General features: G+C 58.6%; 17 protein-coding genes and 1 pseudogene. 6 read left to right on the top strand and 12 right to left on the bottom strand.

The genetic code is table 11. From position 1 onward, the window contains the following. Positions 1-7: 7 nt before the first annotated feature. The 7 genes from I8E17_RS32280 to I8E17_RS32250 are packed head-to-tail and all read right to left on the bottom strand — an operon-like array spanning position 8 to position 7,959. The gene (locus I8E17_RS32280; protein WP_209160359.1) at positions 8-298 is read right to left on the bottom strand and encodes a DUF1330 domain-containing protein; all 291 of its coding nucleotides are present in this window, start codon (positions 296-298) and stop codon (positions 8-10) included. A gap of 23 nt (positions 299-321) precedes the next feature. Further along, the gene (locus I8E17_RS32275) at positions 322-1,983 is read right to left on the bottom strand and encodes an electron transfer flavoprotein-ubiquinone oxidoreductase (protein WP_209160357.1); all 1,662 of its coding nucleotides are present in this window, start codon (positions 1,981-1,983) and stop codon (positions 322-324) included. Continuing rightward, the gene (locus I8E17_RS32270; protein ID WP_209160355.1) at positions 1,980-3,554 is read right to left on the bottom strand and encodes an FAD-dependent oxidoreductase; all 1,575 of its coding nucleotides are present in this window, start codon (positions 3,552-3,554) and stop codon (positions 1,980-1,982) included. Before I8E17_RS32270 ends, I8E17_RS32275 begins: the two co-directional genes overlap by 4 nt. Positions 3,555-3,563: 9 nt before the next feature. Beyond that, entirely contained in the window at positions 3,564-4,493 is a 930-nt protein-coding gene (locus tag I8E17_RS32265) for an electron transfer flavoprotein subunit alpha/FixB family protein (RefSeq protein ID WP_209160353.1), read from the bottom strand. Positions 4,494-4,516: 23 nt separating this feature from the next. After that, positions 4,517-5,263 (bottom strand): electron transfer flavoprotein subunit beta/FixA family protein, encoded by a 747-nt coding sequence (locus tag I8E17_RS32260; protein WP_209160351.1) that lies wholly within the window; start codon positions 5,261-5,263, stop codon positions 4,517-4,519. Between the two features lie 23 nt (positions 5,264-5,286). Further along, positions 5,287-5,877: a dimethylsulfoniopropionate lyase gene (locus tag I8E17_RS32255; RefSeq protein WP_209160349.1), complete on the bottom strand. Its 591-nt coding sequence runs from the start codon at positions 5,875-5,877 to the stop codon at positions 5,287-5,289. Positions 5,878-5,922: 45 nt separating this feature from the next. After that, positions 5,923-7,959 carry an NADH:flavin oxidoreductase gene (locus I8E17_RS32250; RefSeq protein WP_209160347.1) on the bottom strand — a complete coding sequence of 679 codons (2,037 nt, stop codon included), beginning with the start codon at positions 7,957-7,959 and terminating at the stop codon, positions 5,923-5,925. A gap of 146 nt (positions 7,960-8,105) precedes the next feature. Between I8E17_RS32250 and I8E17_RS32245 the strand changes: the two genes are divergently transcribed. The 6 genes and pseudogenes from I8E17_RS32245 to I8E17_RS32220 all read left to right on the top strand — a co-directional run bounded on the left by I8E17_RS32245 (position 8,106) and on the right by I8E17_RS32220 (position 14,125). Then, complete coding sequence (locus I8E17_RS32245; RefSeq protein ID WP_209160345.1) at positions 8,106-8,741, top strand: TetR/AcrR family transcriptional regulator; 636 nt, start codon at positions 8,106-8,108, stop codon at positions 8,739-8,741. 6 nt (positions 8,742-8,747) lie between these two features. Continuing rightward, a complete protein-coding gene (locus I8E17_RS32240) occupies positions 8,748-9,626 on the top strand; it encodes a pyrroline-5-carboxylate reductase dimerization domain-containing protein (protein WP_209160343.1) in 879 nt (292 codons plus the stop codon). Positions 9,627-9,785: 159 nt separating this feature from the next. After that, positions 9,786-10,673: a proline/glycine betaine ABC transporter permease gene (locus I8E17_RS32235; RefSeq protein WP_209160341.1), complete on the top strand. Its 888-nt coding sequence runs from the start codon at positions 9,786-9,788 to the stop codon at positions 10,671-10,673. Continuing rightward, complete coding sequence (locus I8E17_RS32230; RefSeq protein WP_209160339.1) at positions 10,666-11,745, top strand: glycine betaine/L-proline ABC transporter ATP-binding protein; 1,080 nt, start codon at positions 10,666-10,668, stop codon at positions 11,743-11,745. Before I8E17_RS32235 ends, I8E17_RS32230 begins: the two co-directional genes overlap by 8 nt. Positions 11,746-11,753: 8 nt before the next feature. Continuing rightward, a pseudogene (locus I8E17_RS32225) lies at positions 11,754-12,998 on the top strand (DUF3422 domain-containing protein). 110 nt (positions 12,999-13,108) lie between these two features. Next, a complete protein-coding gene (locus I8E17_RS32220) occupies positions 13,109-14,125 on the top strand; it encodes an Ldh family oxidoreductase (protein WP_209160337.1) in 1,017 nt (338 codons plus the stop codon). 445 nt (positions 14,126-14,570) lie between these two features. Here the strand turns inward: I8E17_RS32220 and I8E17_RS32215 are convergent, their stop codons facing one another. From I8E17_RS32215 to I8E17_RS32195, 5 genes are all read right to left on the bottom strand, one after another. Continuing rightward, positions 14,571-15,572 (bottom strand): glycine betaine ABC transporter substrate-binding protein, encoded by a 1,002-nt coding sequence (locus tag I8E17_RS32215; RefSeq protein WP_209160335.1) that lies wholly within the window; start codon positions 15,570-15,572, stop codon positions 14,571-14,573. 340 nt (positions 15,573-15,912) lie between these two features. Then, positions 15,913-17,259 carry an FAD-binding oxidoreductase gene (locus tag I8E17_RS32210; protein WP_209160333.1) on the bottom strand — a complete coding sequence of 449 codons (1,347 nt, stop codon included), beginning with the start codon at positions 17,257-17,259 and terminating at the stop codon, positions 15,913-15,915. Beyond that, complete coding sequence (locus I8E17_RS32205; RefSeq protein WP_209160331.1) at positions 17,256-18,773, bottom strand: aldehyde dehydrogenase; 1,518 nt, start codon at positions 18,771-18,773, stop codon at positions 17,256-17,258. The genes I8E17_RS32210 and I8E17_RS32205 overlap by 4 nt, the downstream gene beginning before the upstream one ends. Beyond that, positions 18,766-19,677: a dihydrodipicolinate synthase family protein gene (locus I8E17_RS32200; protein ID WP_209160329.1), complete on the bottom strand. Its 912-nt coding sequence runs from the start codon at positions 19,675-19,677 to the stop codon at positions 18,766-18,768. The genes I8E17_RS32205 and I8E17_RS32200 overlap by 8 nt, the downstream gene beginning before the upstream one ends. Next, positions 19,674-20,387 (bottom strand): GntR family transcriptional regulator, encoded by a 714-nt coding sequence (locus I8E17_RS32195; RefSeq protein WP_209160327.1) that lies wholly within the window; start codon positions 20,385-20,387, stop codon positions 19,674-19,676. The genes I8E17_RS32200 and I8E17_RS32195 overlap by 4 nt, the downstream gene beginning before the upstream one ends. Between the last annotated feature and the right edge of the window lie 41 nt (positions 20,388-20,428).

Genomic DNA, 20,428 nt, shown 5'->3' with positions numbered 1-20,428 from the left:
GGCGCTTTCAATCCACGCCTTCGATCAAAATGAAGGCCGCGTCGGCCGCGTCGTCCCGGAGCTTCTTGGCAGGAGCATACTCGTCGCTCTCCCAAAAGGCCTTCGCTCGATTGAAGCTATCGAACTCGAAGATCGTCGTGCGAGGCCGAGGAGCGCCCTCGACGACCACGGCACTTGCCGGCCGTACGAGAAGCCTGCCCCTGAAGCGCTCGAGAACCTCCGTCGCAGCGGTTCCGTATTCCGAATACTTCGTCGGGTCCGTCATCGTAAGCTGTGCAATGAGATATCCCTTCGCCATCTCAGCTTTCCCTTGGTTCGATACTACATGTTCGCATAGACCGGCCCCTCGCTACCCTGCGGCGGCACCCAGTTGATGTTCTGATTGGGGTCCTTGATGTCGCAGGTCTTGCAGTGGACGCAGTTCTGCGCGTTGATGACGAAGGTCGGCTCCCCGTCTTTCTCCACCCACTCATAAACCTCGGCGGGACAGTAGCGCGTAGAAGGTCCGGCATAGACGTCATGCTCGGAACGCTTCTGCAACTCCATGTACTTTACCTGAAGATGAACCGGCTGGTCTTCCTCATGGTTGGTGGAGGAGAGATAGACAGAGGACAGGCGGTCGAAGGTGAGCACACCGTCAGGCTTGGGGTAGGCGATTGGTTTGTGCTGCGATGCAGGCTCCAGGCTTTCTGCATCCGTCTTGCCGTGCTTCAGCGTGCCGAAAATCGAGAAGCCGAAAAGTTGGTTGGTCCACATGTCGAGACCGCCGAGACCGACGCCAATCGCCGCGCCGAATTTGGACCAGAGCGGCTTTACGTTGCGAACGCGCTTCAGGTCCTTGCCAATATCGGTATCGCGCCATTCGTTCTCGATCTCGATCACTTCGTCATTGGCGCGACCTGCGGCCAGCGCATCGGCAATCCTGTCTGCCGCCAGCATGCCGGAAAGCACGGCATTATGGCTGCCCTTGATGCGCGGCACGTTGACCAGACCGGCGGAACAGCCGATCAGCGCGCCGCCCGGGAATGTCAGCTTCGGCACCGACTGATAGCCGCCTTCGGTAATGGCACGCGCGCCGTAAGACAGGCGTTTTCCGCCCTCAAAAGTGGGCTCGATGGCCGGATGCGTCTTGAAACGCTGGAATTCCTCGAAAGGATAAAGATAGGGGTTCTTGTAGTTCAGGTGCACCACGAAGCCGACGGCAACGAGATTATCTTCCAGATGGTAGAGGAACGAACCGCCGCCCACCTTCATGCCCAGTGGCCAGCCGAAGGAGTGCTGGACGAGACCCTGCTTGTGGTTCTCCGGCTTGACCTGCCAGAGTTCCTTGATGCCGATGCCGAACTTCTGGACATCGCTGTCCCTGGACAGATCGAACTTCTTGATGAGTTGCTTGGCCAGCGATCCGCGCACACCTTCACCGATCAGCACATATTTGCCCATCAGCGCCATGCCGCGGGTATAGGCCGGACCCGGCTCACCATTGCGCTCGATGCCCATGTCGCCGGTCGCAACACCGATCACCGCACCTTCGTCATTATAAATCATCTCGGTGGCGGCAAAACCGGGATAAATCTCGACGCCGAGACCTTCCGCCTTTCCCGCCAGCCATCGACAGACCAGCCCGAGCGAGACGATGTAGTTGCCGTGGTTGTTCATCAATGGCGGCATGAGGAAATTCGGCAGACGGATGGAGCCCGCTGGTCCCAAAAACAGGAACTGGTCGTCCTTGACCTCGGTCTTGAAGGGATGCCCCTCCTCCTCGCGCCAGCCGGGTAGCAGACGATCGATACCGATGGGATCGACAACCGCGCCAGACAGAATATGCGCACCGACTTCGGCGCCCTTTTCCAGCACGACGACGGAAAGATCAGGGTTTACCTGCTTCAGCCGGATGGCAGCGGAAAGACCCGCAGGCCCCGCGCCGACGATGACAACATCAAATTCCATCGATTCGCGTTCAGGAAGGTTCTGATTGCTCATAAGCGAACCCGCTCACTGTCGCTTTGCATTACGGTTGGAGTGCTGGAGGAACGACCCGGCACACCTTCTTCCAAAGACCGAACCTGGTGATAGACGCGCAAGGTATCCTCCTCGAAGTGCCGAAGTTCCAACAGTCGCCGTTCTTCCGACCATCCTGCGGCCTCGGCAGCGATGACCGAAATTTCTTCGGCACGGCTGCGACCGAGGCTTGGATCAAGTCCGTCTTTCAAGCGTCTCCGGATAAGGTCAACGAGGCGCACGACATGTTCGTTGCGAACGATCGCGGCGATATCCTTGTCGACGCCCCGAGGAAGAATGCCCCTCGGGGGCTCTCCCCGCCTTCCAAGCTTATTCTCGACGCACTGAGCGGCAAGACGGCCGGCATGCCGATGCATCATGATGTAGGATCCGGTGACCGTTATCAGACCGGGTAGTTCGGCATCCTCGAACGCTCGAACAGGAAGGCTTACGGTCTCGCCGTCCAGCGTCGACATGGGTCGAACCCCGCACCATGCGTGGAGCACGTCATTCCTGGTGAGATGAAGATTGGGAAAAAGCAGGTTTGCTTCGTTCAGAATATAGTCGATCTCAGACCCAAGGACACGGACGTCGTCCGGATCGTCCTCGACGACGAGCTCGGTCGGCCCGATGAAGTGGTGGTCGCCCCAAGGGAAAACATAAAACGTCTCCCCCTTGCTGGAAAACGCCTCAAGCCCCTGCCCTTTCCAAGCGTCCGGAAGGCGTACCATCACGTTTACGCCCTTTTTGCCGATCACGCGTTTTGTATCGCCCGACCGCGCGCCCGATACACGGTCGACCCAAGGGCCCGCAGCGTTCACGATCGTCCTTGCCAGGACGCGCACTTCCGCGGAGGATCCCGGCGCCTGGTCCTGCAAAGCAATCTCCCAATTGCCTCCGGTCTCCCGTATCGCCGCAACCTTAGCGTAGGTCAGGATAGTGGCGCCTCGAGCCTCGGCGTCCAGCGCGGTATCGACGCAGATACGCTCGGGCCAGTCGTACATGTACTCTTCGAAGACGCCGACACTCGAAAGCGGTCCACCGAGCGACGCGGCGAGATCGCTCTCGCGACTTGCGGTTGCCGTCGGCAAGCGCCGGAAGGCCAACGGGAACCCGCGGCTGCAAAGCGCTTCCATCATTCGAAAGCCGAACTCGACGAGCCAGTGAGGATATCTGTCGCCCTTACGGAAAGGGTAGTGAAACCTGTGCTTGGTGAGACGGCCAGGCATGTCCTTCAATAGCTCTGCCCGGCAGTGCATGATATTGCGGGCGTAGAGGAAGCACTTGAGGACGGCTATCGGCCTGAAAGGTATCTGCCAGAGTGGAAACGAGGGAGCAAGATATCCCACTCCCGAATAGAGCATGCGGCTGGAGCGCGAGGACGTGCCGGAACCGATGTCGGCCCGGTCGACCAGAAGGGTTTCAAACCCGCGGCCCGCGAGTTCGCGCGCGGTTGCGCACCCCACCGCACCAGCACCGACGACGACCGTATCAAAGACACGGCCCCGTAGCGAGGTGATACGACCCCCATCATTGACGGTTCCGGTTTCCATGTCAGCTCCCTATACCGCCTTCTGCAGTTCCGGCAGGGCTTCGAAAAGGTCCGCGACCAGACCGTAATCCGCAACCTGGAAGATCGGGGCCTCTTCGTCCTTGTTGATGGCGACGATGACCTTCGAGTCCTTCATACCCGCCAGATGCTGGATGGCGCCCGAGATGCCCGCAGCGATATAAAGCTGCGGCGCAACCACCTTGCCGGTCTGGCCAACCTGCCAGTCATTCGGCGCGTAACCCGCATCGACGGCAGCGCGCGATGCGCCAACCGCGGCGCCGAGTTTGTCGGCAACCGGCAGAATGACTTCCTTGAACTTTTCCGAAGAACCGAGCGCACGACCGCCCGAGATGATGATCTTTGCCGAAGTCAGTTCCGGGCGGTCGGAAGAGGCCAGCGCATCCGAAACGAACGAAGACACGCCGGGATTTTCAGCGGCCGCAACATTTTCGACGGATGCAGAACCGCCACCTTGAGCGGGCGCAAAGGACGCCGTGCGCACGGTAATGACCTTCTTGGCATCAGTTGCCTGAACGGTCTGGATGGCGTTACCGGCATAGATCGGACGCTTGAAGGTGTCGGCGGATACGACTTCGGTGATTTCCGAAACCTGGGCAACGTCGAGAAGAGCCGCCACACGCGGCAGCACGTTCTTGGCCGATGCCGTCGCAGACGCGATGATCACGTCATAGGATGCGGCAAGCGAGACGATCAGAGCAGCCAGCGGCTCGGCCAGCTGGTTGGCATAGGATGCGTCGTCGGCAAGCAGAACCTTGGATACGCCGGAGAGCTTCGCCGCTTCATCGGCTGCCGCCTTGGCACCCGAACCGGCGACCAGCACATGCACGTCACCACCGATTTGCGTTGCCGCCGTCAGCGTCTTTGCCGTCTGGTCGGAAAGGGTTGCATTGTCGTGTTCTGCCAAAAGAAGAATGGCCATGATTTATCTCCCTTTCGCTTTCCTTAGAGGATGCCGTCAGCCTTGAGCTTGGACACCAGCTCGGCAACGGAACCAACCTTGACGCCAGCCTTGCGACCGGCAGGCTCTTCGGTCTTTAGAACCTTGAGACGCGGCGCGATATCGACGCCGAAATCGGCAGGCAACTTCTTGTCGAGCGGCTTCTTCTTTGCCTTCATGATGTTTGGCAGCGAGGCGTAGCGCGGCTCGTTGAGGCGAAGGTCGGTGGTGACAACGGCCGGAAGTTTCAGTTCGACCGTCTGTAGGCCGCCATCCACTTCGCGGGTCACGGCAACCTTGCCATCGGAAGGCTCTACCTTGGAGGCGAAGGTTCCCTGGCCCCAGCCGAGAAGTGCTGCGAGCATCTGGCCGGTCTGGTTGCTATCGTCATCAATGGCCTGCTTGCCGACGATGACGAGGCCGGGCGCTTCTGCCTCGACGACGCCCTTCAGCAGTTTGGTGACGGCAAGAGGCTCGACGGGTTCATCGGTTTCGATGAGGAGGGCGCGGTCGGCACCCATGGCAAGAGCAGTGCGCAACGTTTCTTCTGCCTTCGCCGGGCCGATGGAAACGACGACCACTTCTTCCGCTTTGCCCGCTTCTTTCAGGCGGAGGGCTTCCTCGACCGAAATTTCATCGAACGGGTTCATCGACATTTTCACGTTGGCAAGTTCAACGCCGGAGCCATCCGCCTTGACGCGGATCTTCACGTTGTAGTCCACCACACGCTTTACTGGGACAAGAACTCTCATGCATTTCCCCTATTGTGTCGGCGTCAGACGAGAAGCGCCCAGAAAGCCAGCAGCGGTTTGCCTTGCGACCGCATGGCGTGTTTGATGTTGGGCGGGTTGTAGAAGGACCCGCCCACTCCCGGTGAAAACCATTCCCCATCTCCCTGACGGAACTCGCCCTCCGACAGGACTAGGTATGTTTCCTCCGGAGCGTGGAAATGGTCAGGATACCTGATGTTCGGCGCCATGAGGGTGGTGCCGATCCAAAGATCCTTGCGCTCTTCCAGTCCGCCTGGCCCCAATACCATCGCGTTCGCGTGACCCTCCGCGAAGTTCGGACCGGCGCTCCCGTCGTGCTTCGTCCGGGTCGTCCAGGTCAGCAGAGGTTCAAGAGTCATGAAGCAGTCAAGCATATTGGAAAGCACAGGGTCTGCGCGCGCCCCAGCCGCCGCTTCTGGCAAGTGGCGGCAGACCGGCAGCCGCGCGCCCGGCCTCAGGCCGGCAGGATCGGGCTTCGTCAGCATCGCAAAGATCCGACGCAACGACTCCCTAGCCTTTGCGTCACAGACGTGCCGACTGTACGCAACCGATGCCGCCAATACAAAACGCTCCAGGTCTTCGTTTCTGACTTCCATGCCAGCCTCCCAAGGATTCAACAGCGGCGTGCTGAAGGATCGGCTTCAAAGATCCTTCGCAAGACGAAGGGCGTCGTAGATCGCAGCATGAGTGTTTCTTGCTGCCACAGCGTCCCCGATGCGGAAGAGCTGGAAACTTCCCCCCTCGTTGCGGACGACGCTTTGGGGCTTTCCACCGAGAAGCTCGCCATGCGAAATCTCCCCGTGGTTCTTCGACATGGGCTTCAGCTCGAAATAGAGTTCGTCCAAGGGCACGGTACCGTGGTTGACCACGATCTGGTCCACGATACGTTCCTTCTGGACGCCGCCATAGTCGCTTCCCACCCGTGCAACGATCTGGTTTCCATTCTTCATGGCCGATTCCAATCTGAACGTGACCGTGAAGGTCACGTCGAGCTTCTGAAGCGATCGCATGTACGGAACGAGGTTCATCGCCATCACTTCAGGCGCGAAAGACCGATCAGGCGTCATCACCTCGACCTTGGCGCCAGTCTTCGCAATGATTTCCGCCGCCTGCAGCCCAGCGTGGTCGCCGGCGTCGTCGAAGATGAGAACGTTGGTGCCGGGCTTCACGTCTCCCGAGATAATATCCCAGGAAGACACCACGAGCTCGTTGCCTTGGGTCAGCACCTCCGTATGTGGGAGTCCGCCAGTGGCGATGATAACGACGTCCGGGTTTTCCGCGGCGATGGTGTCTGCCTCCGCCCAGGTGTTGAAATGGAAGGTAACGCCCAGCTTCTCGCACTGTGACATGCGCCACTCGATGATGCTGATCATCTCCCGGCGCCGCTCGCTCTGAGCAGTCAGACGGATTTGGCCGCCTGCGTCGCTCGCAGCTTCGAAGACCACCACGTCGTGGCCGCGCTCGGCGGAGACTCGGGCTGCCTCGAGCCCGGACGGCCCCGCTCCGACAATCACGATCTTTCTGCGTACGTCCGCCTTTGGGATGGCGTGAGGCATGGTTTCCTCGCGACCCGTCGCCGCGTTGTGGATACAGAACGCCATGCCACCCTGGTAGATGCGGTCGAGACAGTAGTTGGCCCCCACGCAGGGCCGAATGTCTTCTTCGCGTCTTTCCATGATCTTGCGAACGACATGCGGGTCGGCCATGTGCGCACGGGTCATTCCGACCATGTCGACCTTCCCGGAGGCTATGGCATGTCTCGCGGTCGCCACGTCTGGAATCTTCGCGGCATGGAAGGTCGGGAACTTCGTCGCAGCGCGCACTTCTCCTGCGAAATCGAGATGCGGAGAGTTCGCCATGCCCTGGATCGGGATCAGATCAGTGAGACCTGGGTCCGTGTCGATGTGGCCGCGAACGACGTTGAGGTAGTCGACAAGGCCGCTGTCACGAAGGCGCTTCGAAATCTCGATCCCTTCCTCGCCGTCGGTACCGCCGGGGAGACATTCGTCGGCGGTGTAGCGAATGCCGAGAATAAACTCGTCGCCCACTCTTTCACGCATGGCTTTGAACACGTCGAACGTGAACCGCATGCGGTTTTCAAGCGAGCCGCCATAGGGACCGTCGAGTTCGTTCGTCAGAGGCGAGACGAACTGGTCCACCAGGTGGCCGTAGGACATGAGCTCGACGCCATCCATGCCGCCGGCCTTCATGCGTTCCGCGGCGTCGGCGAAGTCCTTGATGATCCGCTCGATATCCCAGTCTTCCATCTTCTTCGGGAATGCACGGTGAGAAGGTTCACGCTTGTGAGACGGCGATACGACAGGTAGCCAGTCGCCCTTGTCCCAGCGCGTGCGTCGCCCGAGATGGGTAAGCTGGATCATTATGGCGGAGCCCTGTTCATGCACCGCGTCCGTCATCTCCTTCACCCACGGAACGATCTCGTCCTTGTAGGCCAGAAGGTTGTTGAACACAGGAGGACTGTCCTTCGATACGGCCGCCGATCCGGCAGTCATCGTCAGCGCTATGCCGCCTTTGGCACGCTCGACGGTGTAGGCACGATACCGCTCCTTGGGTAGGCCGTCTTCCGGATATGCCGGCTCGTGGGACGTGACCATGATGCGATTGCGCAGGGTGAGGTGCTTGAGCTGAAAAGGCTGAAGAAGAGGATCGTTCGACATACGTCGTGCTCCGGTTTAGAAAGAACGGGAGGACGCTAGTCGAGAATGTACATATGTGTCAATCTAGAAAACATGATCGTCTTAAATTTTGACATTCTTGTACATTTCGCTTGTTTGCCAGCATTTGATTTGTTAGGAGATTGGTCATGGACCAGACTGTGATGGAAAACGACAGCGGATGGCGCGGATCCCCGGAAGGGTGGCTTGAGGCAGCCTACTCCTCTCTGATCGAATCCGGCGTCGATTCCGTGAAAATCTTGCCGCTGGCCAAGAAACTGAAGCTTTCCAGAACGAGTTTCTACTGGTTTTTCAAGGACCGGGAGGAGCTGCTTGATGCTTTGGTTCAGAAGTGGAGAGACAAGAATACCGGGAACTTGGTGAAGCAGACGGAGGCCTATGCCGAGTCTCTTGCCGAAGCGATGCTCAACGTCTTCGACTGCTGGCTCAACCGAGATCTTTTCGATTCACAGTTCGAGTTCGCCGTTCGGAGCTGGGCCCTGCAGTCGTCGGAAATACTCGACGAGGTCAGACAGGCCGATCAGGCACGTGTGGAAGCATTGTCGAGAATGTTCATGCGGTTTGGATTGGAACCCGTTCCAGCCGACGTCCGCGCCAGAACCACCTACCTCGTCCAGATCGGCTACATCTCGATGCAGTCCCAGGAAGACATTTCCGTCAGAATGAAGCGAATACCTGAATACATTGCAATCTACACCGGGCAGGTCCCGGAGCAACGCGAACTTGACCGCTTCTTCGCGCGTCACAATTTTAAACCGGGCTGACACTCTATGGCAAGCGGGTCGTACAAGATTGGTATCATTGGAGGCGCCGGATGGCTCGGAAGCGCCATCGCCAAATCCTTGATTTACTCCGGCGTGATCGGGGCGTCCGAAATTGTCATATCCTCCCGTAGCCACAGACCGGCCTCTCCTGATGACATCCGACATACTCCCGACAACCGCGAGCTGGCGCGACTTGCCGAGGTTGTGCTTCTTTCCGTCCGTCCAGAAGATTCCCACCTCGTGGATGTGGACGTAGAAGGGAAGCTTCTGATTTCCGTTATGGCGGGCGTGTCCTCCGAACTTCTATCGGGACGGCATCGCACACAGCGGGTGGTCCGCGCGTTGCCGAACGCGGCCGCCGCGGTCGGGCTCTCCTACACCCCATGGTTTGCGTCGTCCTCCACGTCCGAGGATGACCGCGATCTTGTCAGGGCGATATTCGATGCGTGCGGCACCCAGGACGTGCTCACACGCGAGGCGGACATCGATTTTCTCACCGGCCTCACCGGAACAGGTCCGGCCTATCCCGCTCTTCTTGCTGTCGCGATGTACAGGAGCGCACTGTCGCACGGCCTCAACGAAAACGTCGCGATGCGCGCCGTGAACGGCATGCTGGTGGGCGCTGGAGGACTGCTGCGGGAGAAGCCTGTCCACCCGGAGCTCACGGTCCGTGACTTCGTGGACTACAAAGGCGTGACTGCCGCCGGACTTGAGGCGATGCAGTCCGGCGGTTTCGTAGAGGCCGTTGACCAGGGAATTAAGGCTGCCTTGCAAAAGACGCAGGCGATCGCTCGAACTATCGAACAATGCAGGTGGTCAACCACCGCGACAATGAAGAAACGGGAACGCGACTATGAAAAAGAGGACCTGCCCGCAGAGCGGTGAGCAAAGGCCGGAGATGGCCGGAGAGGACTCTTGTAGTCGTCGCGCCTTCAAGGACTGAAATTCGCCAGCCTGCTGGCATATATGAGCCGAGGCGCTCCGGGCGTCACGCTATAAAAATAAGAAACTATGCGACGGCTTCTTTTAACTAAGGGGATCCGAATGGACTGGTTTTACAAATTTCCGCATATGAACGACGATACGTTGCGCGCCCTGAAGAAGACGATCGACGAGAACTTCAGAGCATTTACTCGGCTCTATGGCGAGGGTATCGAAAGTCTCTTCAAGCCTCTTCAGACATTCCTCATCGCGGCCGAGCGGTTCATGACGCAGACGCCCTGGCCGATCATTATCGCTCTGATACTGATCATCGCCTGGTACGCGAGCAAAAGTATCAAGATTGTCCTGGGCTGTCTTGTGACGCTGATCCTTATCGGCTACTTCGACATGTGGCAGGACACGATGCGGACGATCTCCATGATCTTCGTCTGTACCGTGCTGTCGATAGCAATCGGTCTACCCATCGGAATCCTGATGTCCCGATCGGATCGGCTTCAAAGGATCGTCAGCCCCATGCTCGACGTCATGCAGACCATGCCGAGCTTCGTCTATCTCATCCCGGTCGTCATGCTTCTTGGTATCGGACGTGTTCCTGGTCTGATCGCCGTGGTCATCTATGCCGTTCCGCCCATGATCAGGCTGACCGATCTCGGCATTCGGCTGGTCGACAAGGACGTCCTCGAAGCGGCTGACGCATTTGGTACCAGCGCCAGACAAAAGCTGTTCAAGGTTCAGCTCCCGCTGGCGCTTCCGACCATCATGGCTGGCATCAACCAGACCATCATGATGGCGCTGGCCATGGTCGTCATCGCATCCATGATCGGCGTGCAGGGTCTGGGGCAACCAGTTCTTCAGGCGATCGCCAACCAATATTTCACGCTTGGAATCTTCAACGGACTGGCGATCGTGGGCATCGCCATCATGTTCGACCGCGTCAGCCAGGCTTACGGCAAGAGACTTCAGACCTACCGGGAGACCGTCCATGGCTAACGTTCATTTCGGCGGCATCAAGATCCGCAACCTCTACAAGATTTTCGGCGCGAACGGGTCCAACTATATCGACGCCGTTCAAAAAGGCATGAGCAAGACGGACCTCAACAACCAGCACGGCCATGTCCTTGGTTTGCGCGACATCAATATCGAGATTCCGTCGGGTTGCATCCAGGTGATCATGGGTCTGTCGGGCTCGGGCAAGTCCACGCTGATCCGGCATATCAACAGGCTCATCGACCCGACGGCGGGAGAAGTCCTCGTCGACGGCGTCGACGTGGTCAAGATGAACCAGGACGAGCTCCGCCAATTCCGCCGCCATCAGACCGCGATGGTCTTTCAGAAGTTCGCGCTTCTCCCTCACCGCAAGGTGCTGGACAACACGATGTTCGGGCTCGAGGTTCAGGGCGTGGACCGATCGAGGGCCGTTGAAACAGCGATGAGGTGGATCGAGAGAGTGGGCCTCAAGGGCTTCGAGGACAAGTATCCCAACCAGTTGTCCGGCGGGATGCAGCAGCGCGTGGGACTTGCCAGAGCGCTGTCCAACGACGCGCCGGTCCTTCTCATGGACGAGGCCTACTCCGCGCTTGATCCGCTGATCCGCACCGACATGCAGACCGTCCTCCTGGACATCCAGAAGGAGATCAAGAAGACGATCGTATTCATCACGCACGACCTCGACGAGGCCCTGCGCCTTGGAGACCAGATCGCCATCCTGAGGGACGGCGAAGTCATCCAGCAGGGTACAAGCCAGGATATCGTCCTGCGTCCTGCGGACGACTACGTGTCGAACTTTGTCAAGGAGGTCAATCGAGGCAGGGTCGTACAGGTCTCAGCGGTCATGGGCCCGCTGAAGGCGGGCTCCGTCGCGAGCGGTATCACCATCCCGGCGGACACCACCATCGAGGAAGGATTGAGAACCCTGGCCTCGCTGCCGGACGGCGATGTCACGGTCGTCGGCGCCGCTTCCCAGCCCGTCGGAACCGTGAGCTTTCGGCAACTCGCCAACGCGATGGTGAACTCCCACCACAACGAAAGTCGCGAGAACGCCATCAAGCTGGTACGGCAGTAGGGTGCGGCATGTCTATTGGGATAGAGCATCCGGCGCGAAGAGCTCTTCACAGGGAGCTGCATGCTCGACCGCCGCTGTACTTCGACGGAAAGACCAACGTGTGGCATGCTGCCATCATGCCTGACCTCGATACTCCGTCGTCCGTGACCGATCTTTTCGACATGGACGACGCGTCGCTCGATGGCGATGAAAGAAACGGAACGCCCGATTTGGGGCCGGGTCGGCTGAAATGGGAGCGGCACGCCGAGTTCGTGTCCCTCACCTACGCCGAACCAATCACTCCTGAGGCAGGCCTGAGCGTTCCTCCGCGGTTTCGTCAAGTGTTGGATCGTGTTCCCGGTCGACTTGTCGCGGTGGTGGTCGTGACCGCGCGCGATGGAGCAGCGCCACCATCTTTTGTAAGCGAGGCTGACTTCGTAGCGTCCCTGGTTGGCGGCGGGGATGCCGAAGTGCACTCCACCTTTCGATTAAACGAGGATGGTTTCGTTGGACTCTATTTGTTCAATCGTAACCTCAATGCCTACCGGGCGGGACGTATGGTGAGACGTCTGCTCGAAATAGAAACCTCCAGGATGATGGCCCTTCTCGCGCTACCTGTCGCGCAGTAGACTGTGACGGCACTGCCCGAATACGACCGGCGCCTGGCAAGCCTGAACCAGCATCTGCAGCAAGCCGGCAGCGTGGAGAAGCGACTCTTGTCGGAAGTGACGCATCTCGCCTCGGATATTCTGTCTCGCTCTGTCGCGGCTCGCCAGCGAAGCGGAGCTAGGAGGGCTTATGCGGAGATCCTAGCGAGCAGGCTGCAGGAGTTGCGGGAGGGTCGTGTGGAGCACCGCCAACGGATCTCCACCTTCATCGAGCGGCGCTTCCAGCCATCCGTCCGCTTTATCCAGACGTCCGAACGTCGATTGAAAGAAGTTACGCAAAGGGTGGCGATGGCAAGCGACCTTCTCCGCACCACAGTCCAGGTACAGGTGGAGGAGCAGAACGCCGAGCTATTGCGGTCGATGGAGCGGCGGGCTCGCGTGCAGGTCCACATCCAGCAGGCAGTCGAAGGTTTCTCGGTCATAGCGATCAGTTACTACGCGGTCAGTCTCGCGAAGATCGCACTCGAAAGCCTGACCGAGGTCGGCGTCGAGATGCACGCCGCGAAGCTGCTGCTGGCCATATGCATTCCTGCCCTAGTCGCGTGCGTCTGGCTTGCCGTCCGCCACGCCCGGAGAGGTATCGTGAGCGCCTACCCTGTGCATTGACCCCACCTCGGAGCCTTCGACCCAACGGGAGTTCGTCATGGCGACTATCGCGACAACCGAGCGGGTGTTCGACGTCCAACAAATATTGAGGATTCAAACGGGAGATGATAATGACTGAAGAAGTGGAATTGCCTCTGGCGGAAGCGAGACAACTGGCGACCGACGCGTGCCTGGGCGCTGGTGCCGACGCCGTGTCCGCCCGTTCTCTTGTCGACGCTACCTTGTCGGCTGCTCTCTTTGGCCCGCCGACGTTGGGCTTTCCACACCTTGTGGACTATCTGAACGCGTTCATCGAAGGCCGGATCAACGGACGTCCGGAACCGCGGCTGACACGCGCTCTCCCCTCGTCTCTTGTTTCCGACGCCGACCGCGGAATTGCGCAGCTCGGGTTCGATCTTGCGGTGAATGACCTCGTAGAGGCCGCAGATACCAACGGAATTGCCATCTTCACCCAGACGAACAGCTACACTGCTGGTGAGCTGGGCTACTATGTCCGAATTCTCGCGTTTCGCAATCTCGTCGGGCTTGCCGTGACGAATGCGAATGCAATGGTGGTCTCGAAGCCCGGAGATCCGGCTGTCTATAGCACAAACCCTCTGGCATTCGGATTTCCTCTCGGCCCCGACAGCCCCCCTATGATCATCGACCAGGCATCGAGCGCCACAGCGTTCGTGAACGTCGTCAGAGCCGCGGAGGAAGGACAGCCCATTCCGGAGGGCTGGGCCGTGGACGCCGATGGCAACGCCACTACGGACGCCACGAAGGCTCTCTCCGGAGCGCTTCTACCGTTCGGCGGACGAAAGGGAGGCAATGTAGCACTCCTTGTGGAGATGCTTTCGGCGGGCCTTTCGGGAGGAAACTGGTCACTGGACGTTCCCGACTTTCGCTCCGGATCGACTTCGCCGGCGGTAGGACTGACCGTCATCGCCATCAGGCCGGGGCAGCCTAGCGAAGAACGCATCCGCAGGGCGCACGAGCAGTCCAGGCGTCTTGCGGGGCACGGCGTTTTCGTTCCAGGAGTTACCGGGATCACTCATCTGATGTCCAAGGAGACGCTGAAAATTCCGAAGATCGTTTTCGATCGAATTTCTGCGGTCGCTTCCAAGAAGCCAGCCGTCACAGCCTAGACCTTAAACAATAACGGGAGCATTCAAGTGGCATTCAAGAGAACGATACAAGCGGTAGACACTCAACCTCCGCCACGGCTCCACAATCCTTCCCAATGCGCATCCTCTGCTTTCATTAGCATGAAAGCACACGTCCGCAAGTTTCTAACCTGCCTAGGCGCTGTAGTTTCCGACCGAGGAAGTATATTTTGGCCACTCCCGAACCTCTATTTCGTCGAACGGGAGAGCTGCAAAGTGATGAACTTGGGCTATTGGACCTCAACGCTAGTGAACTGCGGTTCACTAGCGTTGAGGGTTCCGAGAGCAACAGGGCAGACGACAACCAGTCCATTTAGAATTCAATATGTTGTCGCTACTGCTCTTGGTTCTTGTGGTCGAGCGGGTGTTTTCGAGCAATATGGGCCTGAAGATGTGAGCGCGCGAAGAGATCGCGCGCTCGAAGAACTTACAGTGCTGCTTCAACCTTCTTTGCGACGTCGGGCGACACCCACTTCGTCCAAAGATCCTTGTTGTCATTCAGGAACTTCTTCGAACCTTCTTCACCCGCTGCCTGGTTTTCGGTCTGCCAAGCCATGAGCTTACCGACGGTGTCGTTGCTCCATCCGCGAGTGCTGAAATAGGTCTTGACCTCTGCTGGAGCCCGCTCGTCGAACTTCTTCGTCAGAACAGTGAAGACGTTGTCGACTGGCCACGCCGCTGGCTTGGGATCGTTGCACTGCAGATTGGTTAAGCAGCGTTTCCATTCCGCGGGATCTTGTGGCACTTCGAACTTGAGAAGAACCATCTCGTACTTGCCGAGCAAAGCCGTGGGAGCCCAGTAGTAAGTGATGAAGCCCTGCTTACGCTCGTAGGCCTTGGCGATCGCGCCGTCCAAGCCAGCAGCGGAACCCGGATCCAGCAGTGTGAAGCCCTTTTCTTCTGCCTTGTACGCCTTGAAGAGCTGCGCGGTCACGACCGTAGCGCCCCAACCCGCGGCGCCGTTGAAGATCACGCCCTTGCTCGAGTCTTCCGGAGCCGGGAAGAGCTCTGGATGCTTCAGAGCGTCGTCGATCGACTTGATGTCGGGATGCGCGTCGGCAACATATTTGGGTATCCACCAGCCTTGGACGCCGCCATCGGGCAGAGCCCTCGCTGCTTCTACGATTTTGTTTTCCTTGAGGCCGCGTGGAACGATCTCCGGCAGCAAGTCCACCCAGGTTTCCGGCGACACGTCGGGCTGGCCCTTTTCGACCATCGACGTCGTCGAAGGAACCGTATCGCCCGGTATCATCTCCACCGTGCAGCCGAAGCCATTTTCGAGAATGAACTTGTCCACGTAGGCAAGGACTTCAGCACTTTGGACATTGTGGAGTGCGAGGCTGACGGTACCGCATTCGGCGGCGCTTGCGGAATGCGACAGCGCCATGAACCCGGCTACCAGACATGTGGATGCGAGAAGATTCCTCATTTTTGTTCCCTTGTTTTATAGCGGCTGTTTCTGAAGCAGGTCGCCGCGATCCCGGTTTCAGTGAATGCTGAATGACCCGCCGCGGTCTGCGGCATATGCGCATGCTTTTAGAAACGGATTTAATGAACCCGTCCGGGAGGCGCTCTTAAAGACACATTGAAGTCGAATGTGTCCTCTCGTTCATTCCTTCCTCTTTCGTAACAAACCGAAGACCTTCTGCCAAGCGAAATGTACAACTGTGTCATTAAATTATTCTCAGGTGAAAAGTAAAATGACCACTGTGTACATTTTCCTTACGGAGTATTTCGGAGTCCATTGGAAGTACTGCTCAGGCAAGACTTCAGCCCTCGCGGCCAGCTCGTAATTCCTGCAGACGGATCAGGGAGTTTGCGCCGAGCCAGGCAAATGGCTCTGGCGGCAAGCGCGTGGGATCCGGGTGATCCATGTATTCGTCGAGTTGCCTTGACTTCGTGCCGGTCGCCAGCTCAGCGGCCATCATTCCCGCCAAGGTGCTCTTGACGGTTCCTAGGCCGTTTTCGCAGCAGGCGGAGTACAGACCTTCCTCGAGCTCGCCGAAGGCGGGCGCGTGATTGCGGCTTAGGCAGAGGCGTCCAGCCCAGGTGTAGTCGAAATCGAGCCTGTTGAGCTGAGGAAACCGGGCGTCGAATGACCGCCTGTGTTCCCTCGCCATAGCGCTCATGCGCCTGCTGGAAAGTTCTAACTTGGTATCGTAGGTGTAGCGGGTGCGCAGGACGATGCGCGATTGGCCATTCGAAGTGATCTTGCGCACCGTTGCACCCATTGCATCCGCTGGAAGCAGCGCCCATCTGTCCTTGCCCGAATAGTCCGTAAATGGCTTCTCCGCGGGGAAAGCCGCCGTCATTGATGCATAGGCGAAGATATGGATGAGCCGCCTATCGAAGTGTCCGAAGTCGGTGATATGGCCGTTGACACCCAGAATTACCTTTGGTGCGGTTACGCTTCCTTTGTTGGACTGCGCCTTCCAGTTTCCGCCTTCTCGGGCGAGGGACAGAACCGGGGACTTCTCATAGATGTCGATTTTCGTCGAAAGTCCTGCTGCCAAACCACGAACGTAATCGGCAGGCTGGATCAGCACGGCCCCCGGCGTGTAGAGGCCGCCCTTGTAGTAATCCGAACCGCAAATCTTGCGCATCTCGGCGGCGTCGAGAAACACGTGCGGCACACCGGCGCTGCGCAGCGACTGGGCAAAGCTGGCATTGTTGCGCATGCCATGCTCGGTCGCAGCCGCGTTAATCTTGCCCGCTGGATCGAAGGTCTCCGCAGACATGGCGAATTCCTCGGCGATAGCCTTCGAGAATGCAATGGCCTTTCTGTTCTGCGCCATCTCCAGCCGGGTGGCGTCCGCCTCTCCGCTCGAATATTCGCTTGAAGAGAGGTTGTGCGGAACGTCGATCATGAAGCCGGAATTTCGTCCGGCAGGTCCTTTCGCCACTTCGCTGGCGTCGAGAAGAACGATGCGATCCTCTGGTCGAAGTTGCTGAAGGCGACGCGCCGCCGACAATCCGGCAAAACCGGCTCCAACGATGAGCCAGTCCGCCGTTGCATCGGCTTCGAGAACGCGAAGCGGAAAGGTGCGATGGCTGATCGCCTCCCACCCGGAGACGCCATTTTCAAAAGGGAGACGTCTGACGGGCGTGGTGATCATCCGATAGCCTCATCGACCGATCGGTCAGAGACATCGATCCAGATCGTCTTCAGTTCGCAGTAGTTGTCATGCGCGAAGATCGACTTGTCCCGCCCGCCGAAGCCGGATTCCTTGTATCCGCCGAACGGGGTAGATGCGTCCCCCTCACCGAAGCAATTCACGGTCACGATGCCCGCGCGGATTTCACGCGACAGCTTGATCGCGCTGCGCAGACTTCCAGTATAGACGGAGGCTGCGAGGCCATAATTCGTGTCGTTGGCAAGCGCTATGGCTTCCGAAATCGTCTTGAAGGTGGTGACGGACAGGATCGGTCCGAAGATTTCCTCGTTAAACAGCCTGCTGTCTTTGCCGACGCCATCGAAAACGGTCGGCTCGAGATAGCGCCCTTCGAGTTCCTTGCCGCCATGGGAAAGAGCGAGACCTTCCTTCTTTGCGTCGGCGAGGAAGGACGTTACCTTCTCGAAGTGCGTCTTGCTCACCAGCGAGCCGATACGGTTTTCCGGGTCGAGCGGATCTCCGGTCTTCCACTCCTTAAGGTAGTGGCCGATGCGCTTGAGGAGTTCGTCCTTCACGTCGGCGTGGACGATGAGCCTGGACGTGGCGGAGCAGTTCTCGCCCATATTCCAAAACGCGCCGTTGACGACCTGTTCGGCGACAAGGTCAAGGTTCTCGGCGTCGTCCAGAACGACTGCGGGGTTCTTCCCGCCGCATTCGAGAACGACCTTCTTCAGGTTCGAATCCGCAGAATATCGCAAGAAGCGACGTCCGGTCAGCGTAGAACCGGTGAACGCAACCATGTCGACGTCCATGTGCAGACCAAGAGGCTCTCCGACAGCTTTGCCCGTGCCGGTGACGACGTTGAAGACGCCAGTTGGCACTCCGGCTTCGACAGCGAGCTCGGCAACGCGAAGCGTCGTAAGTGTCGTGTCCTCAGCCGGCTTGACGATCACCGAACATCCCGATGCAAGAGCGGGACCGATCTTCCATGCGAGCATCAGCAGCGGAAAATTCCAAGGTAGAACGCAGCCGACGACGCCGATGGGCTCGCGCACGACGAAGGAGAGCGCGTCGGGCCTGACAGGCGCCGTATGATCGTAGAGCTTGTCGACCAGTTCGGCATGCCATCTGATCGTGTGAATCGTATCCGGAATGTCGACCGTCTGGCATTCCCGGATCGGCTTTCCACTGTCCAGGCTTTCGAGAACAGCGAGTTCATGCCGGTTTTCTTCGATGAGCTTGGCAAGTTTCAGCAGTACTTCTTTACGCTCTCCAGGAGCGCGCAGGCGCCAGCGTCCATCGTTGAACGCTTCGCGTGCCTTGCTGACGGCGAAATCGACATCGTCTGCATCGCAGGCTGCGATTTCCGCTAGGACTTCTCCTGTGGCAGGGTTCGTGGAGGTGAAGGTCTTGCCTGAGCGCGCAGGAAGAAAGGCGCCGTCGATGAAGGCGCTTGCGGCAAATGTCAGCCCGTCGGCTATGGCCTTATATTCGGCTGCGGTCAAAGGTTCATGCATGGTTTGCTCCCGATACAATCTGGCCAACGGTGCGCTTGAGGGTCCTCACGACGGTTTCGAGGCCACGCTTTTCTTCACTATTCAGAGGCCGCAGCGGCGCCCTGACCGGGCCGGCCTTAAGACCGACGATCTCGCACCCGTACTTGATGGATTGAACGAATTTTCCAAGTTCGAGGAAGTCCATAAAGGGAAGCATCGCCGTCATGATCGCGCGTCCCTTGTCGAAGTTCTTCTCAATGACGCAGGCCTCGTAGAGCGCGACATGTTCCCGTGGCAGGAAATTGGACCCCGCACAAACCCAGCTTTTGGCGCCCCAGGCAAAGAATTCGAGTGCTTGATCATCCCAGCCGCAGGACAACTCGATATGCGGGAATTTCCGCGCGAGCAGATGAAGGTTTGCCATGTCGCCGGTGCTCTCCTTGATCGCGACGACATTCTTGGACCTGCCGACGCGGGAGAAATACTCCTCACCCATCGCAACGCCCATTCGACCCGGATAATTGTAGAGCATGATCGGCAGATTGGCCGCCCGATCGACCGTGAGCGCATGGATCGCATTCTCTTTTTCGGTCGGAAGCGCATAAGGCGGCGTCGAAACGAGGATTGCATCTGCGCCGATTTCCTTGGCGGCTTTCGCATACTCGACCGAGTCCTCCGTCCGCGTCGCACCCGTTCCGACGATCAGCGGCATACGGGTGCCGAGAACCTCTTTGGCGAAGGCCGCCAGCTCGAAGCGTTCTTGCGCTGACTGCGCATAGTATTCCCCCGTCGACCCGCCGACGATGACGCCATGGACGCGGGACTCGATCAGGTATTCAAGAACGTCGGCGTAGGCTTTGCGGTCGATGTTTCCTTCACGGTCGAGCGGAGTGACGGCCGGTGTATAGATACCCTCGAATTTCACAGTGATTTCTCCAGTGTTTGGCCGGGAGCCCCGAGCTGCGCGTCCGCCTTGATCCCTTGAGGGGCGATGAACATTTCCATGTTTTCGCGCGACAGCTCCCAATGCTCAAAAACCAGATCGACGACCGCGTCCTCGTCATGCACGGCAAGCGCTGCGATGAAGCCATCGTGATGCTCGACGGAAAGCTGAAGCCTGCGGCGCATGTCCTCGGAACGGGGATGAAAGAACGTGTGGCCGATCCGCGCGTGATCGATGAGCAAGCGGTTTAGGCTCGGCTGCAGGTACACATTGGCCGACATCTCGCCGAAGATTTCATGGAAGCGATTGTTCTCCAGCACCATTCCCAGAGTGTCGACTTCCTGGCTCGCTCGGCGAAAGCGCTCCTGGGTATCCTTGAGATCGGCAAGCTGGCTTGGCTTAAAGTTCTGGACAGCTAGACGGCCTATCGCTGCATAGACCATAGGCGCGACGAGAAAGAAGTTTCTCAACGTGCTGTGGTTCATGGGTATAACACGAGCGCCGCGATTTTCACGGATATCGATATATCCCTCGCCAGCAAGCCTCCTGAAGATATCGCGCACCGGCGTTCGCGAGACGCCATATTTCTCGCTGAGCATCACCTCATCCAGATCGGCGTCCGGATCCAACTCCATCGTGAGGATTTGACGCTTTAGATCGTCATATAAGTTGTTCTTGCTGCTCTTGGCCAATGGGCATCTCCGTCAGCGTCGATCGCGATGACCAGAGATTA

Origin of the sequence: Rhizobium sp. AB2/73, assembly GCF_020871915.1 — a bacterium.
GTDB classification, from domain to species: domain Bacteria; phylum Pseudomonadota; class Alphaproteobacteria; order Rhizobiales; family Rhizobiaceae; genus Rhizobium; species Rhizobium dioscoreae.
The sequence above is the reverse complement of the archived record's forward strand: the minus strand, read 5'-3'. Positions and strand labels throughout refer to the sequence as shown.

Bases quoted from the DNA above. Each gene is read 5' to 3' on its own strand.
- I8E17_RS32280 (WP_209160359.1), bottom strand. From the start codon at position 298: ATGGCGAAGGGATATCTCATTGCACAGCTTACGATGACGGACCCGACG.
- I8E17_RS32275 (WP_209160357.1), bottom strand. From the start codon at position 1,983: ATGAGCAATCAGAACCTTCCTGAACGCGAATCGATGGAATTTGATGTT.
- I8E17_RS32270 (WP_209160355.1), bottom strand. From the start codon at position 3,554: ATGGAAACCGGAACCGTCAATGATGGGGGTCGTATCACCTCGCTACGG.
- I8E17_RS32265 (WP_209160353.1), bottom strand. From the start codon at position 4,493: ATGGCCATTCTTCTTTTGGCAGAACACGACAATGCAACCCTTTCCGAC.
- I8E17_RS32260 (WP_209160351.1), bottom strand. From the start codon at position 5,263: ATGAGAGTTCTTGTCCCAGTAAAGCGTGTGGTGGACTACAACGTGAAG.
- I8E17_RS32255 (WP_209160349.1), bottom strand. From the start codon at position 5,877: ATGGAAGTCAGAAACGAAGACCTGGAGCGTTTTGTATTGGCGGCATCG.
- I8E17_RS32250 (WP_209160347.1), bottom strand. From the start codon at position 7,959: ATGTCGAACGATCCTCTTCTTCAGCCTTTTCAGCTCAAGCACCTCACC.
- I8E17_RS32245 (WP_209160345.1), top strand. From the start codon at position 8,106: ATGGACCAGACTGTGATGGAAAACGACAGCGGATGGCGCGGATCCCCG.
- I8E17_RS32240 (WP_209160343.1), top strand. From the start codon at position 8,748: ATGGCAAGCGGGTCGTACAAGATTGGTATCATTGGAGGCGCCGGATGG.
- I8E17_RS32235 (WP_209160341.1), top strand. From the start codon at position 9,786: ATGGACTGGTTTTACAAATTTCCGCATATGAACGACGATACGTTGCGC.
- I8E17_RS32230 (WP_209160339.1), top strand. From the start codon at position 10,666: ATGGCTAACGTTCATTTCGGCGGCATCAAGATCCGCAACCTCTACAAG.
- I8E17_RS32220 (WP_209160337.1), top strand. From the start codon at position 13,109: ATGACTGAAGAAGTGGAATTGCCTCTGGCGGAAGCGAGACAACTGGCG.
- I8E17_RS32215 (WP_209160335.1), bottom strand. From the start codon at position 15,572: ATGAGGAATCTTCTCGCATCCACATGTCTGGTAGCCGGGTTCATGGCG.
- I8E17_RS32210 (WP_209160333.1), bottom strand. From the start codon at position 17,259: ATGATCACCACGCCCGTCAGACGTCTCCCTTTTGAAAATGGCGTCTCC.
- I8E17_RS32205 (WP_209160331.1), bottom strand. From the start codon at position 18,773: ATGCATGAACCTTTGACCGCAGCCGAATATAAGGCCATAGCCGACGGG.